This window comes from Bradyrhizobium sp. 521_C7_N1_3 (assembly GCF_052075975.1).
GTDB classification, from domain to species: Bacteria; Pseudomonadota; Alphaproteobacteria; order Rhizobiales; family Xanthobacteraceae; genus Bradyrhizobium; species Bradyrhizobium japonicum.
On sequence record NZ_CP197232.1, the window covers coordinates 8,210,458 to 8,223,451 of the forward strand.

Genomic DNA, 12,994 nt, shown 5'->3' on the forward strand with positions numbered 1-12,994 from the left:
CGGTCGCTGCAAGGTGGTAACCGACAGTTGCACCGCTGTGGCCAGCGTGGTCCTGTCCTGAGCCGCGTTGCGCGCCGCTCCCTGATGGACATCGACCAGACATGACGACCTCTCTCGCTACCATTCACGCGATCAGACTGCTGAAACCCATCGACGCCGCTCTCTACCGCGCGATCAGGCTGGAAGCGCTCGCAGCGCATCCCGAAGCGTTTGGCAGCACGTTCGCGCGCGAGCAGGAAAAGCCCCTCACCTGGTTCGAGGCGCGCCTTGCAGCGTCGGACGTCTTCGGCGCCTTCATGGCGGAGGAGCTTGTCGGCGTTGCCGGATTCCATCGGCAGGACGGCGCAAAGACCGAGCACAAGGCTCTTCTCTGGGGCATGTACGTGCGGCCCCATGCGCGAAAATCTGGCGCGGCGCGGCGCCTTGTCGACGCGGTCGTTGTACATGCCACAGGGCAAGTCGAGCAGCTTCAGCTGGCCGTCGTCAGCGAGAACGCCGCCGCCATCCGCCTCTACACCGCCGCCGGCTTTGTCGAATACGGTCGCGAGGTGAAAGCACTGAAGCACGCTGACCGATACTACGACGAGATCCTGATGGCGTTGTTCCTCAACGACAGCGGTCAGTGACTGGCGCCTTCCGTCTCTCGCCGGATGGCGCCCCGCCGCTCCGCGATCAGCCTCAGCCACGCCGCTGAATGAATCGCGCTCATCAGCAGATACATCGGCACCATCCCGCCGAGCAGAGAGCCCTGCCCGGCGGCACACAGCATGTCGGCCGGGCCGCCGAGCACGGCCGTCAGCATGGCCATTATCGCGAAGGTCGGCGTCGCCGCCAGGGCCAGCCATCTGGCGATGTGGCGTGCGGCCACCACGCCATCGCGGCTCGCGCCGGTGGCCACGTTGGCGGGACTAGTCACGGCCTTCCGCGGCCTCCTCGCGAAAAGCCTTCTCGCCGGCGTCCGAGATCTCCACCCATTTCCTGTCGGGCGCAGCACCTTCCGTGTAGCTGTCGTGCCAGTTCCACCATTTGTAGGTCGGCGTCTGCGGATAGCCCTTTGGCGAGTCCTCCCAGACCTCCTGCCGGCCGAGCGGCGTGATGTCGAGATAGTTCCAGGTGCCGCCCATCTGCTCGTCGCCCCGACTCTTGATGAAGTAGGTGCGGAAGATGCGGTTGCCGTCACGGTAGAACACGTTGGTGCCGTGCCATTCGTCGACGCCGAAATCGGCATCGAAACTGTCGGTGACGGTGACCCAGGGCATGGTCCAGCCCATCCGCTGCTTCAGCCTGATGATGTCGGCCTGCGGCGCGCGCGAGGCGAACACCAGCGTGGTGTCGCGGGCGTTGAGGTGCGAGACGTGGGCGACCTGGTCGGCCACCATGGAGCAGCCCCGGCAGGCATGATCGGGCCAGCCGAACACGCCCGGCTCGAAGAAGGCCCGGTAGACGACCAGCTGCCGCCGGCCCTGGAACAGATCGACCAGACTGATCTTGCCGCCGGGCCCCTCGAACGCATAGGTTTTGGTGACTTCCATCCACGGCATGCGCCGGCGCTCGGCGGCGAGGGCGTCGCGGGCACGGGTATGCGCCTTTTCCTTTACGAGCAGTTGCTGACGGGCGGCCTCCCAGTCCTGCGGCGACACCACCGGGGGTGTTTGCATGGCGGCCTGTCCGTTAGTTCCTGCGTTGTCTGCTGATGTCATCATGGCTCTCCATTCCTCTTGTCCGGGCGGTCATTCCGCATCGCGCTACGACAGACGCGGAACCGCTCGACCCTCACCGCACATTGTCGGCCGTCAACGATTTCTGGCACCAAGCGGTTGCGCGGTGGGAGTAACAAGTGTGGCGGGATTTGAATGGAGTCGCTGATCACGGCCGCCGCGCGCGCGTTGGAGGCCGGCGATCCGCTCGGCGCGCTGAACCGCGTTGCGCTGCGCAACGATGCACCGTCGCTGGCGCTGCGCGGCATCGCGATGGCGCAGCTCGGCGATCTCGCGAAAGCGAAGACGCTGCTGCGGAGCGCCGCGCGCGCGTTCGGTCCAAGAGAGGCGGTGGCGCGCGCGAGATGCGTGGTGGCCGAAGCCGAGATCGCGCTCGTCTCGCGCGACCTGAGCTGGCCGGTGAGAACGCTCGCGGCGGCCCGCGCGACGCTCGAACAGCACGGCGATCTCGCCAATGCGGCCCATGCGGGCCACATCGAGGCGCGCCGCCTCCTCCTCGTCGGACAACTCGATGAAGCCGAGCGCACGCTGGCCGAGCTCAGCCCCTCCCCGCTCGCGCCCGCATCGCAAGTGGTCCGCGAGCTCGTGGTCGCCGGCATCGCCATCAGACGATTGAGAGCGAAAGATGCGCGCGCGGCGCTCAACCGCGCGGCTCACGCAGCGCGGCAGGCGAAGATCCCGGCGCTGGTGGCCGAGGTCGACAGCGCGAACCTGATCCTCGACACGCCGGCGGCGCGCCTGATCGCGCACGGCAGCGAGCACCCGTTGTTGCTCGGGGAGGTCGAGAGGCTGGCGACCTCGACGGCGCTCGTCGTGGACACCTTTCACCATGCCCTGCGCAGGCAAGGCCGCATCGTCTCGCTCGGAACGCGGCCGGTGCTGTTCGCGCTCGCCCGCCTCCTGGCGCAGGCATGGCCCGCGGACGTCTCGCGAGAGGCGCTGATATCAGGCGCGTTCCGGGCGAAGCACGCCGACGAATCGCATCGCGCGCGGTTGCGCGTGGAGATCGGGCGGCTCCGCACCCAGCTCAAGCCGCTGGCCGACATCAGCGCGACGAAGCAGGGCTTTGTGCTGGCGCCGCGCAAGACGCGCGACGTCCTCGTGCTGGCACGTCCCGTCGAGGAGAAGCACGCCGCGGTGCTCGCCGTCCTCTCCGACGGCGAGCCCTGGTCGAGCTCGGCGCTCGCGCTGGCGCTGGGGACGAGCGCCCGCACGGTGCAGCGGGCGCTCGAAGAGCTGGCGCGGTCGAACAAGGTGCAATCGTTCGGACACGGCCGGGCACGGCGCTGGATGACCCCGCCCGTCCCGGGTTTCCCGACAGGCTTGTTACTCCCCGGACCGCTCCTGAAGGCGTAAATTGGATCACATCACAGGGATCAAGCACATGAAGCGTTCCGCCGCCGAGATCGTCAGGGAGTACGGACCTTTTGCGGGTGTCGAGGCCGTGCATGGCGTCACCTATGACGGCACCCATGTCTGGTTCGCATCCGGCGACAAGCTGAATGCGGTCGATCCGTCCAACGGCAGGATCGCACGCTCCATCGATGTCGCCGCGCATGCAGGGACGGCATTCGACGGCCGCCACCTGTTCCAGATCGCCGAGGATCGCATCCAGAAGATCGACGCCGCCACCGGCAAGGTGATCAGCACGATTCCGGCGCCGGGCGGCGGCGGCGATTCCGGATTGGCCTGGGCGGAGGGTTCGCTGTGGGTCGGTCAGTATCGCGAGCGCAAGATCCATCAGGTCGATCCGGAAACGGGGAAGATCCTCCGCACCATCGAAAGCAAGCGCTTCGTGACCGGCGTCACCTGGGTCGACGGCGAGCTCTGGCATGGCACCTGGGAGGGCGAGGAAAGCGATTTGCGCCGGATCGATCCTGATACGGGCAAGGTGCTGGAGCAGCTCGACCTGCCCGCCGGGACGATGGTTTCAGGATTGGAGTCCGACGGCGGCGACCGCTTCTTCTGCGGCGGTGGCGATCGCGGCAATGTGAGGGCGGTTCGCCGCCCGCGGCGCAGCTAGGTGCGCGATGACGGATTCGCCGCACCGATGCTGCCGCAACCGTTAATCTGTTCGCCGCAATTCCACCCCACCGGTGCGCTCTAGCGCCCCCCTCGCCTGCCCTGTAGACTTCCGGCCCTGGGCGGTTTGGGGGATTGATGCGACTGCTGAACTTGAAGACTGTCCTGATCGCCGTGGCGGTGCTCGCGGCATCGTTTTTCGTCAGCCTGAAGGCGATGGACTGGCTGTCGCCGCGCGCGACGACGACTGCGCCGCCGGTCGCGCAATTGCCACCGCTGCCGCCGGTCGCGAAGAGCTCGATCGTGGTGGCGCCGGTTGCGATCGCGATATCGGCGATCCGCGAACAGGCCGAGAAAGCCGCGCCGCGCAATTTCGCCGGCAAGGCCGATAATCCAATCTCGCAGATCCTGGAGAATGCCGACATCGGCTGGTCCGCCGTGCGCGGGCCGATGGCGGCTGCCGGCGACAAGGACGTGCTGACGATCTCGACGCCGCTCAGCGGCAAGCTGAACGTGACGGGCTCGCTGTCGTCGAAAGCCACCGGCGCGCTCGGCGACGCGCTCGGCAGCGTGCTCGGCGGCGACGCCGCGAAACGGATCGGCGCGGTCAACATCAAGAATTTGAACGCCAGCGCCGAGATCAAGGGCAACGTGGTCGTCACCTCGCGCCCGAAGCTCGCGGCCAATTGGCATCTCGAGCCAAATCTCGGCGCCCAGGTCAATCTCGGCGACACCAACCTCAACGTCTCCGGCGCCAAGGTCAACGTGCCGGCGCAGGTGAAGCCGCTGATCGACAAGAATGTCGGCGAGCAGATCAACCTCGTCTCCGAGCGCATCCGCAACGATCCGTCGCTGCGCGAGAATGCGAAGCAGCAATGGACCAAGGCCTGCCGCTCGATCCCGCTGCAGGGCTCGGGCTCCTCGGCCGCGCTGCCGCCGCTCTGGCTCGAGATGAAACCGACCCGTGCCATCGCGGCGCAGCCGCGCGTCGACGCGCAGAACGTGACGCTGCTGCTCGGCCTCGAGCTGGAGACGCGCGTGACCTCGACGTCGACCAAGCCGGACTGTCCCTTCCCCGACAAGATCTCGATCGTGCCGCCGACCGGCACCGGCGTGAACATCGGCGTGCCGATCGACGTGCCCTTCACCGAGATCAACAAGCTGATCGCGGCGCAGATGGTCGGCCACACCTATCCCGAGGACGGCTCCGGCCCGGTCGACGTCACCGTGAAAAGCGTCAACGTGGTGCCGTCGGGCGATCGCCTCCTGATCTCGCTGCTGGTGCGTGCCAAGGAGAAGAAGAGCTGGCTCGGTCTCGGCGCCGAAGCGACCGTGCACATCTGGGGCCGGCCGATGCTCGACCAGGCGCAGCAGACGCTGCGGCTCGCCGACATCCAGCTCGCGGTGGAGTCCGAGGCCGCCTTCGGCCTGCTCGGCGCGGCCGCACGCGCGGTGGTGCCGCAGATGCAGCAGGCATTGGTGCAGAAAGCGACGCTCGATCTGAAGCCGATCGCCGCCAATGCGCGCGAGAAGATCGCGGCCGCGATCGCCGACTACCAGAAGAGCGAGGACGGCCTCAAGGTCGACGCCAAGATCGACAGCCTGACCCTCGCCGACATCGCCTTCGATTCCAAGACGCTGCGCATCGTCGCCGAAGCCGGCGGCTCGCTGAACGTCTACGTGACGAAGCTGTCGGGGATGTAGCGCGTCTTCATTCGCCGGACCCGCGCGCGCCGCTAGCGCCGCTGGCATTCTCGTCGGAGGGTGCTAAGCTGCTTCCCGCAACCTCGAACGAGGTGCCGACGGCACTGCAGGGGACAACGCGAGGACAACATGGAAGCCGGCATGGTCACGCCTGCGCCGGCGCTGGTGCGCTTTTCCGGCATTCAGAAGACCTACGATGGCGAGCACCTCGTGGTGAAGAACCTCGATCTCGAAATCAGGAAGGGCGAGTTCATCACCCTGCTCGGCCCGTCGGGCTCGGGCAAGACGACCACGCTGATGATGCTGGCCGGCTTCGAGGTTCCGACCCATGGCGAAATCTACCTCGCGGAACGGCCGATCAAGAACGTGCCGCCGCACAAGCGCGACATCGGCATGGTGTTCCAGAACTATGCCTTGTTCCCGCACCTGACGATCGCGGAGAATATTGCCTTCCCGCTATCCGTTCGCAACACGGCCAAGGCCGAGGCGCAGGAGCGCGTCAACGCGGCGTTGCGCATGATCAAGATGGAAACCCTGGCGCACCGGCGGCCCGGGCAGCTGTCCGGCGGTCAGCAGCAGCGCGTGGCGCTGGCCCGCGCGCTGGTTTTCAATCCGCAGCTCGTGCTGATGGACGAGCCCCTGGGCGCCCTCGACAAGCGCCTGCGGGAGCAGATGCAACTGGAGATCAAGCAGCTGCACGAGACGATGGGCATCACCGTCGTCTACGTCACCCACGATCAGAGCGAGGCGCTCACCATGTCGGATCGCATCGCCGTGTTCAACGACGGCATCGTGCAGCAGATCGACAGGCCCGACGCGCTGTATGAGCATCCGGTGAACAGCTTCGTCGCTCACTTCATCGGTGAGAACAACGTGCTGGCCGGCACCGTCGAGACGGTCGAGAAGGACTATTGCCGCGTCACGCTGGCTGGCGGCGGCGCCGTGACCGCGCGGGCGGTCAATGTATCGGGCGCGGGCGCGTCGACCTCCCTGTCGGTGCGGCCGGAGCGGATCGCCATCATCCCGGATGGAACCTCCAGCGAGGGACCGAACCGGCTGCCGGCCAAGGTGCAGAACACCATCTATCTCGGCGACCACGCACTGGCCGTGCTCGATGTCGCCGGCAACGGGGAGTTCATGGTCAAGCTTCAGCCGGGGACGCATGACGGATTGAGACATGGCAATCTGAGATCTGGTGAAAGCGTATTCATCACCTTCCGTCCCGAGGACTGCCTGGCCCTCGATCCCGTCTGATCCGGACCGGCATCGATCAACCTCAACGCAACGCAGATGAAGAAGGAACAAGGACCATGCTGAAGCGCAAGACTGGCAAGATTGCTCTGGGGTTCGCCGTGGCGTTCAGCGCCAGCGCCGCGCTGGCCACGGTCGCGCAGGCGCGTGACCTCACCGTCGTGTCGTGGGGCGGCGCCTATCAGGATGCCCAGAAGAGGGTCTATTTCGAGCCGTTCAAGAAAGCAGCCGGCGTTGCGATGAACGACGAGTCCTGGGACGGCGGCGTCGGCGTGTTGCGCGCCAAGGTGCAGGGTGGTGCCGCCACCTGGGACCTCGTCCAGGTCGAGAGCGACGAACTCGCGGTCGGCTGCGAGGAAGGCCTGTTCGAGAAGATGGATTATTCCAAAATCGGCGGCGAGGCCGCCTATATCCCGCCGTCGGTCAATCCCTGCGGCGTCGGTGCCATCCTGTACGATTTCGTACTCGGCTACGACAAGGACAAGCTGAAGCAGGCCCCCAACGGCTGGGCCGACTTCTTCGATACCAAGAAGATTCCGGGCAAGCGCGCCTTGCGTCAGGGCCCGAAGACCACGCTGGAGATCGCCCTCATGGCCGACGGCGTCGCACCGAAGGACGTCTACAAGGTGCTGGCGACCGACGAGGGCGTCGAACGTGCGTTCAAGAAGCTGGACACCATCAAGGGCGACATCGTCTGGTGGAAGGCCGGCGCCCAGCCGCCGCAATTGCTCGCCTCCGGCGAGGTGGCGATGACCTCGGTCTACAATGGCCGCATCGACACCGCGAACAAGAACGACAAGAAGAATTTTGGCATCGTATGGGACGGAGCGCTCTTCACCCTCGACAGCTGGGTCATCCTGAAGGGCAGCCCGAACAAGGACGCGGCCTACAAGTTCCTGGACTTCGCGGGCAAGGCGGAGAACCAATCAAAGCTGTCGCAGAATATCGCCTATGGCACCTCGAACAAGGACGCAGCCGCCCTGCTCGCGCCCGCGGTTCTGAAGGACCTGCCGACAGCGCCTGACAACATCAAGAACGCGGTCGAGATCAACGTCGGCTTCTGGCTCGAGAACATCGACCGCCTGACCGAACGCTTCAACAAATGGGCCGCGAAATAGCGCGCCCCGCAAGGCTCGATCCAAGGCTCGACCAATGACGGATGCGCTCTTGACCGGCGCCAATGCGTCGACCGAGGTGCCGCTCAAGCGCCGATTGCGGCGTGCGGAGCGGACACGCCAGGTCAGGGCATTGGCGCTGGTGCTGCCGCTTCTCGTCTTCCTGCTCTTCACCTTCGCAGGCCCGATCGCCGGCATGCTGTGGCGCGCGGTCGATGACCGCGAGGTGCGTCAGGTCCTGCCGCAAACCGTCGCGGCTCTCGCCGACTGGGACGGCAAGGACCTGCCGGATGAAAAGGCCTTTGCAGCGCTGGCAAGCGACATCCTGGCGGCGCGCGCCTCCGGCTCCATCGCCATCGCGGCCAAGCGGCTCAACTACGCCCTGAACGGTTTTCGTACGATCCTGACCAGCACTTCACGCAATCTGAAGGCGCAGCCAGAGCCCGGCACCGCCAGGGAGACACTGGGCAAGATCAATCCGGCCTGGCGCGAACTCACGACCTGGACGACGATCAAGGATGCCAGTGGTCCGGTGACCGGCTTCTATCTGCTGGCGGCGCTCGATCTGACGCGGAACGTCGATGGTGCGATCGTCGCGGCCGCACCAGACCAGGCGATCTACCGCAACGTCTTCGCCCGCACCTTCCTCATCAGCCTCGGCGTCACGGCACTCTGCCTGATCCTCGGCTTCCCGGTCGCGTACCTGCTAGCGGCGCTGCCGCCGGGTCGGTCGAACCTGCTGATGATCTTCGTCCTGCTGCCGTTCTGGACGTCGCTTCTGGTTCGCACCTGCGCCTGGATCGTCTTGTTGCAGAGCAAGGGCGTCGTGAACGACAGCCTGCACTGGCTTGGCATCATCGACGAGCCGTTGCGCCTGATCTACAACCGCTTCGGTGTCTGCGTCGCCATGACCCACGTTCTCCTGCCGTTCATGATCCTGCCGCTGTACAGCAGCATGAAGGCGATCTCGCCTGCTTACATGCGTGCCGCCGCCTCGCTCGGCGCGCCACCGACCACTGCCTTCCTGCGCATCTACCTGCCTCAGACCCTGCCCGGCATCGGCGCGGGAAGCCTGCTCGTCTTCATCCTGGCGCTCGGCTACTACATCACGCCGGCCCTCGTCGGCGGCGCCGCCGATCAGATGATCAGCTACTTCATCGCGCTCTACACGACCGAGACGGCCAATTGGGGCCTTGCTTCCGCGTTGGGTGCGGTGCTGCTGCTGGCCACTGTTCTGCTCGCGCTCGTCTACGGCAAGCTGGTGCAGGGACAGCAGGTCACGGGAGGAATGAAGAATTGAGCGATCATTCTTCCCTCCGCACGCCCAGCCAGCGCATCGCGTGGATCGCGACCATCGTCATCTCCACGCTGGTGTTCATCTTCCTGATCGCGCCGATCCTTGCGATCATGCCGCTGTCCTTCAGCTCGGGCTCTTACCTCACCTATCCGCTGCCGGGCCTCTCCTTGCGCTGGTACGACGACTTCATCAATTCGCCGCGCTGGATGAATTCGCTGAAGAACAGCATGATCATCGGCGTCGCCTCGACCCTGCTGTCGATGGTGCTTGGCACGCTGGCCGCGCTCGGGCTGGCGCAGTGGAAGAGCCGGTTCAAACCGCTCGTGCTGGCTTTCGTGCTGTCGCCGGTCGTCGTGCCCGGCGTCATCACCGCGGTCGGCCTGTATTTCTTCTTCGCGCCGATCGGACTGACCGGCAGTTATCTCGGCTTGATCCTGGCCCACACCGCGCTGGCGACGCCCTTTGTGGTGATCACGGTCGGCGCGACGCTGCAAAGCTTCGACACCAATCTGGCACGCGCCGCCGCCTCGCTCGGCGCCTCGCCGCTTTATGCGTTCCGCCGCGTGATCCTGCCGCTGATCCTGCCCGGCCTTGCGTCGGGTGCGCTGTTCGCCTTCGCGACCAGCTTCGACGAGGTGGTGATCGTGCTGTTCATGGCGGGTCCGGAGCAGCGCACACTGCCGCGCGAGATGTTCAGCGGCATCCGCGAGAACATCAGTCCGACCATCACGGCAGCGGCGGTGATCCTGACGACGGTATCGGTCATCCTCCTCGCCACCCTGGAAGGCCTGCGCCGACGCAACGAACGCCTCAAGGGCAGCAGCGCCTGAAAGGCGTTGGAACTTCTCCCTCTCCCCGCTTGCGGGGAGAGAGTCGGGGTGAGGGGGAGTCTCCGCAAGGACGACGGCAGTTAGACTCGCGGAGAGTCCCCCTCACCCGCATCGCATCTTCGATGTGCCATTGCCGAAGCTTCGCTTCGGCGTTCCTGAGAACGGCCGCCTAAAGGCGGCCTATGCTCTCCCCGCAAGCGGGGAGAGGCGAAGGCAACACCGCAGCCCCCTACTTATTCTCAACCCTCCTCGCGCATCTCCGGCTTTGCCGCCGCGACCGATTGTCGCTACAACGGTCCCCGCAACAAAACCCAAACAACAACGCTGAGGGAGAAACACGTGCAAAAACTCATCGCCGCGGTCGCGGCCGGTCTTGCTCTCGCCGCCACATCAGGCACGGCCCACGCGCAGATCTCCGACGACGTCGTCAAGATCGGCGTGCTCACGGACATGTCGAGCCTCTATGCGGACGCGACCGGCAAGGGCTCGCTCGCCGCCGTCGAGATGGCGGTCGCCGATTACGGCGCCAAGGTCGCCGGCAAGCCGGTACAGGTGGTCGCCGCCGATCACCAGAACAAACCCGATGTCGGCGTCAACATCGCCCGCAACTGGTACGACAACGACAAGGTCGACGCTATCTTCGACGTGCCGACATCCTCGGTGGCGCTGCCGATCTCGGCGCTGACGCGCGAGAAGAACAAGATCAATATCAATTCCGGCGGCGGCTCGTCCGACATCACCGGCGTCGCCTGCTCGCCCAACACGGTGCACTGGACCTACGATACCTATGCGCTGTCGAACGTCGCCGGCAAGGCGATGGTGAAGCGCGGCGAGGACACGTGGTTCTTCGTCACCGCCGACTACGCCTTCGGCATGGCGCTGCAGCGCGACGCCGCCAACGTGGTCAAGGAGAGCGGCGGCAAGGTGCTCGGCGAGGTCCGCCATCCGCTCAACTCCTCGGACTTCTCGTCCTTCCTGCTGCAGGCCCAGGCCTCCAAGGCCAAGGTGGTCGCGCTGGCGAACGCGGGCGGCGACACCACCAACGCGCTGAAGCAGGCGGCCGAGTTCGGACTCGTTCAGGGCGGCCAGAAGATGATCGCGCTGCTCCAGGAGATCACCGACACCCATTCGCTCGGCATCAAGGCGACGCAAGGCCTGATCGTCACCGACGCATTCTACTGGGACATGAACGAGGAGACGCGCGCCTTCTCGAAGCGGTTCAACGAGAAGGTCGGTCATATGCCGACCATGATCCAGGCCGGCCTCTACTCGGCGACCATGCATTATCTGAAGGCGATCGAGGCCACCAAGACCGACGATGCGCCGAAGGTCATGGAACAGATGCGCAAAACGCCGGTCAACGACTTCTTCGCCAGGAACGGCAAGATCCGCATCGACGGCCGCATGGTGCACGACATGTATCTGTTCGAGGTGAAGAAGCCGGAGGAGTCCAAGGGCGAGTGGGACCTCTACAAGCTGATCGCCACCGTCCCCGGCGACGAAGCCTTCCGTCCGCTCGACAAGGGCGGCTGCCCGCTGGTGACGCACTGAGAATCTTCTCCCTCTCCCCGCAAGCGGGGCGAGGTGAAAGAAGAAAGACACGACAGCGCGCCCGGCGAAACCGGGCGCGCTTCGTTTCGGCCATCACGTGAGCAGCATTACTCCGAGTACTTGAACTCGGGCATGTTCTTCAGCTCGTCCTTGCTGGCATTGAACACGGCATGGTCCGGATACCATTTCGACGTGGACGAAGCGGTCGTAGCCGTCGTGGTCGTGGTCGTCGTGGTCTTCTCGGTGCCGGTTGCGGCGCCAGTGGTCGTGGTCGCCGCAGGCTTCGCGCCGGTGCCGGTGTAGGCGACGGCCTCGTTGACGAACTTCAGCTTCTCGTAGGGGACGGCAACCAGATGCTCGCCCATGCCGAGGAAGCCGCCGACGCCGATCACGGCAATCTTGATGTTGCCGCTCTTGTCCATCAGCAGGTCGCTGATCGAGCCAATGTTCTCGTTGGCGTCGTTGTAGATCTTCAGGCCCGACATCTTCGAGGCACGCCACTCGCCCGACGCGGTCGTCGTCGTGGTAGTGGTTGTGGCCGCGGGCGCCGCCTTGTCGGTGGTGGCGGTCGGGTTTTGCGCGAACGCAACGGTCGCAAGCAGTGCGGTGCCGGCAAGGCCGGCGGCGATCGATTTCATCAACATTGTTGTCCTCTCCTTCAGCAGAAAGCTTATGCGGAGAGAACAGCGGCGATCATCCGCAGTTCCTTTTCTGCGGCAATTTCGTCACGCGATGATGGCGCTGCGCTGCGATGAAAGTTCCTGCGTCACTCAGGAACGTTCGACGAGGAACGTTCCTGATGCACCGTTCCCCGCCGACGATCATGCGCCCTGGGTGAAGCACGATCGCGGCGAGGAACACGCCGACCTGCGTCGCTCAGGTCAGCTCTTGAAGTCGATCAGAAGTGCGGAGAAATCCGAACCGCCGAATGAGCTGCCGTTGGCGCCGTAGGACGCGCTCGATGATTGCGACTGCTGGAGCGCCTGGAGGAATTGCTGGAGAATGTCCGCCGTGGTCGAGTTGGTCGACGTGCTGCTGGTCGAGTCCGTCGAGGACGAATCCGACGAGCTGTCATCCGGCGGCGGACCGGGCGGCGGTCCGCCCGCACCACCGGGACCGCCCGGACCACCGGCGCCGCCGGGCCCCTTGGCGAACGCGGATTGAAACACGTTCTTCAGTTCGTCCGCCTGGTCCGAGGTCAGCGTCCCGTTCGACACTTCGTTGGCGATGAGATCGTCGATCTTCGACTTCACCTCGTCCTTGGAGGGACGCGTGCCACTCGACTGATCGCTGGATCGGCTCGACTGCAAGGCGGTGTCGATGTCGGTCAGCGCGGTCGAGAGCGCCGACTGGTCCGACGACGAGATCGTGCCGTCGGAAACGTCCGATTGCAATTGCTGCTGAAGCCGCTGCAGGGGCGACTGGTAGTTACCGGCGGAGGCCGCCGAGATCGAGGTCATAATGGCTCCGTGGCTTTTGCGGGGTTTCGTAAGCGACACCGCCACG

The 12,994-nt window shown here is 65.4% G+C and carries 13 protein-coding genes; 9 read left to right on the forward strand and 4 right to left on the reverse strand.

The features are described from left to right. Positions 1–101: 101 nt before the first annotated feature. Complete coding sequence (locus AB7008_RS38610; RefSeq protein ID WP_441260489.1) at positions 102–626, forward strand: N-acetyltransferase family protein; 525 nt, start codon at positions 102–104, stop codon at positions 624–626. On the opposite strand, the gene AB7008_RS38615 is transcribed toward AB7008_RS38610, so the two are convergent. Both AB7008_RS38615 and AB7008_RS38620 read right to left on the reverse strand, forming a co-directional pair. Continuing rightward, positions 620–916, reverse strand: coding sequence for a hypothetical protein (locus tag AB7008_RS38615; protein WP_304491106.1), 297 nt, complete (start codon positions 914–916; stop codon positions 620–622). The genes AB7008_RS38610 and AB7008_RS38615 overlap by 7 nt on opposite strands. Then, positions 909–1,703, reverse strand: coding sequence for a DUF899 domain-containing protein (locus AB7008_RS38620; RefSeq protein ID WP_028156338.1), 795 nt, complete (start codon positions 1,701–1,703; stop codon positions 909–911). Before AB7008_RS38620 ends, AB7008_RS38615 begins: the two co-directional genes overlap by 8 nt. A 150-nt stretch (positions 1,704–1,853) precedes the next feature. Here AB7008_RS38620 and AB7008_RS38625 point away from each other — a divergent pair, with 150 nt between their 5' ends. The 8 genes from AB7008_RS38625 (at position 1,854) to AB7008_RS38660 (ending at position 11,488) form a co-directional block, all read left to right on the forward strand. Next, positions 1,854–3,074 (forward strand): helix-turn-helix domain-containing protein, encoded by a 1,221-nt coding sequence (locus tag AB7008_RS38625; RefSeq protein WP_441260490.1) that lies wholly within the window; start codon positions 1,854–1,856, stop codon positions 3,072–3,074. A 28-nt stretch (positions 3,075–3,102) separates the two neighbouring features. Then, positions 3,103–3,741: a Vgb family protein gene (locus AB7008_RS38630; protein WP_441260491.1), complete on the forward strand. Its 639-nt coding sequence runs from the start codon at positions 3,103–3,105 to the stop codon at positions 3,739–3,741. 137 nt (positions 3,742–3,878) lie between these two features. Then, positions 3,879–5,444 (forward strand): DUF4403 family protein, encoded by a 1,566-nt coding sequence (locus tag AB7008_RS38635; RefSeq protein ID WP_441260492.1) that lies wholly within the window; start codon positions 3,879–3,881, stop codon positions 5,442–5,444. A gap of 129 nt (positions 5,445–5,573) precedes the next feature. After that, positions 5,574–6,698, forward strand: coding sequence for an ABC transporter ATP-binding protein (locus AB7008_RS38640; RefSeq protein WP_014492915.1), 1,125 nt, complete (start codon positions 5,574–5,576; stop codon positions 6,696–6,698). Between the two features lie 56 nt (positions 6,699–6,754). Then, entirely contained in the window at positions 6,755–7,813 is a 1,059-nt protein-coding gene (locus AB7008_RS38645) for an ABC transporter substrate-binding protein (protein ID WP_441260493.1), read from the forward strand. Between the two features lie 34 nt (positions 7,814–7,847). Further along, positions 7,848–9,110: an ABC transporter permease gene (locus AB7008_RS38650; RefSeq protein WP_441260494.1), complete on the forward strand. Its 1,263-nt coding sequence runs from the start codon at positions 7,848–7,850 to the stop codon at positions 9,108–9,110. Beyond that, positions 9,107–9,937 carry an ABC transporter permease gene (locus AB7008_RS38655; RefSeq protein ID WP_038935069.1) on the forward strand — a complete coding sequence of 277 codons (831 nt, stop codon included), beginning with the start codon at positions 9,107–9,109 and terminating at the stop codon, positions 9,935–9,937. The genes AB7008_RS38650 and AB7008_RS38655 overlap by 4 nt, the downstream gene beginning before the upstream one ends. A 339-nt stretch (positions 9,938–10,276) precedes the next feature. After that, positions 10,277–11,488 (forward strand): ABC transporter substrate-binding protein, encoded by a 1,212-nt coding sequence (locus AB7008_RS38660; protein WP_304491113.1) that lies wholly within the window; start codon positions 10,277–10,279, stop codon positions 11,486–11,488. A 107-nt stretch (positions 11,489–11,595) separates the two neighbouring features. Here the strand turns inward: AB7008_RS38660 and AB7008_RS38665 are convergent, their stop codons facing one another. After that, positions 11,596–12,132, reverse strand: coding sequence for a PRC-barrel domain-containing protein (locus AB7008_RS38665; protein ID WP_248879486.1), 537 nt, complete (start codon positions 12,130–12,132; stop codon positions 11,596–11,598). Positions 12,133–12,369: 237 nt separating this feature from the next. Beyond that, on the reverse strand, positions 12,370–12,948 hold the full coding sequence (locus tag AB7008_RS38670) for a hypothetical protein (protein ID WP_028156328.1): 579 nt from the start codon (positions 12,946–12,948) through the stop codon (positions 12,370–12,372). Positions 12,949–12,994: the final 46 nt, after the last annotated feature.

Excerpts from the sequence above, each read along its gene's own strand:
- AB7008_RS38670 (WP_028156328.1), bottom strand. The coding sequence starts at position 12,948 with ATGACCTCGATCTCGGCGGCCTCCGCCGGTAACTACCAGTCGCCCCTG.
- AB7008_RS38665 (WP_248879486.1), bottom strand. The coding sequence starts at position 12,132 with ATGTTGATGAAATCGATCGCCGCCGGCCTTGCCGGCACCGCACTGCTT.
- AB7008_RS38645 (WP_441260493.1), top strand. The coding sequence starts at position 6,755 with ATGCTGAAGCGCAAGACTGGCAAGATTGCTCTGGGGTTCGCCGTGGCG.
- AB7008_RS38610 (WP_441260489.1), top strand. The coding sequence starts at position 102 with ATGACGACCTCTCTCGCTACCATTCACGCGATCAGACTGCTGAAACCC.
- AB7008_RS38625 (WP_441260490.1), top strand. The coding sequence starts at position 1,854 with ATGGAGTCGCTGATCACGGCCGCCGCGCGCGCGTTGGAGGCCGGCGAT.
- AB7008_RS38630 (WP_441260491.1), top strand. The coding sequence starts at position 3,103 with ATGAAGCGTTCCGCCGCCGAGATCGTCAGGGAGTACGGACCTTTTGCG.
- AB7008_RS38640 (WP_014492915.1), top strand. The coding sequence starts at position 5,574 with ATGGAAGCCGGCATGGTCACGCCTGCGCCGGCGCTGGTGCGCTTTTCC.
- AB7008_RS38650 (WP_441260494.1), top strand. The coding sequence starts at position 7,848 with ATGACGGATGCGCTCTTGACCGGCGCCAATGCGTCGACCGAGGTGCCG.
- AB7008_RS38620 (WP_028156338.1), bottom strand. The coding sequence starts at position 1,703 with ATGATGACATCAGCAGACAACGCAGGAACTAACGGACAGGCCGCCATG.
- AB7008_RS38635 (WP_441260492.1), top strand. The coding sequence starts at position 3,879 with ATGCGACTGCTGAACTTGAAGACTGTCCTGATCGCCGTGGCGGTGCTC.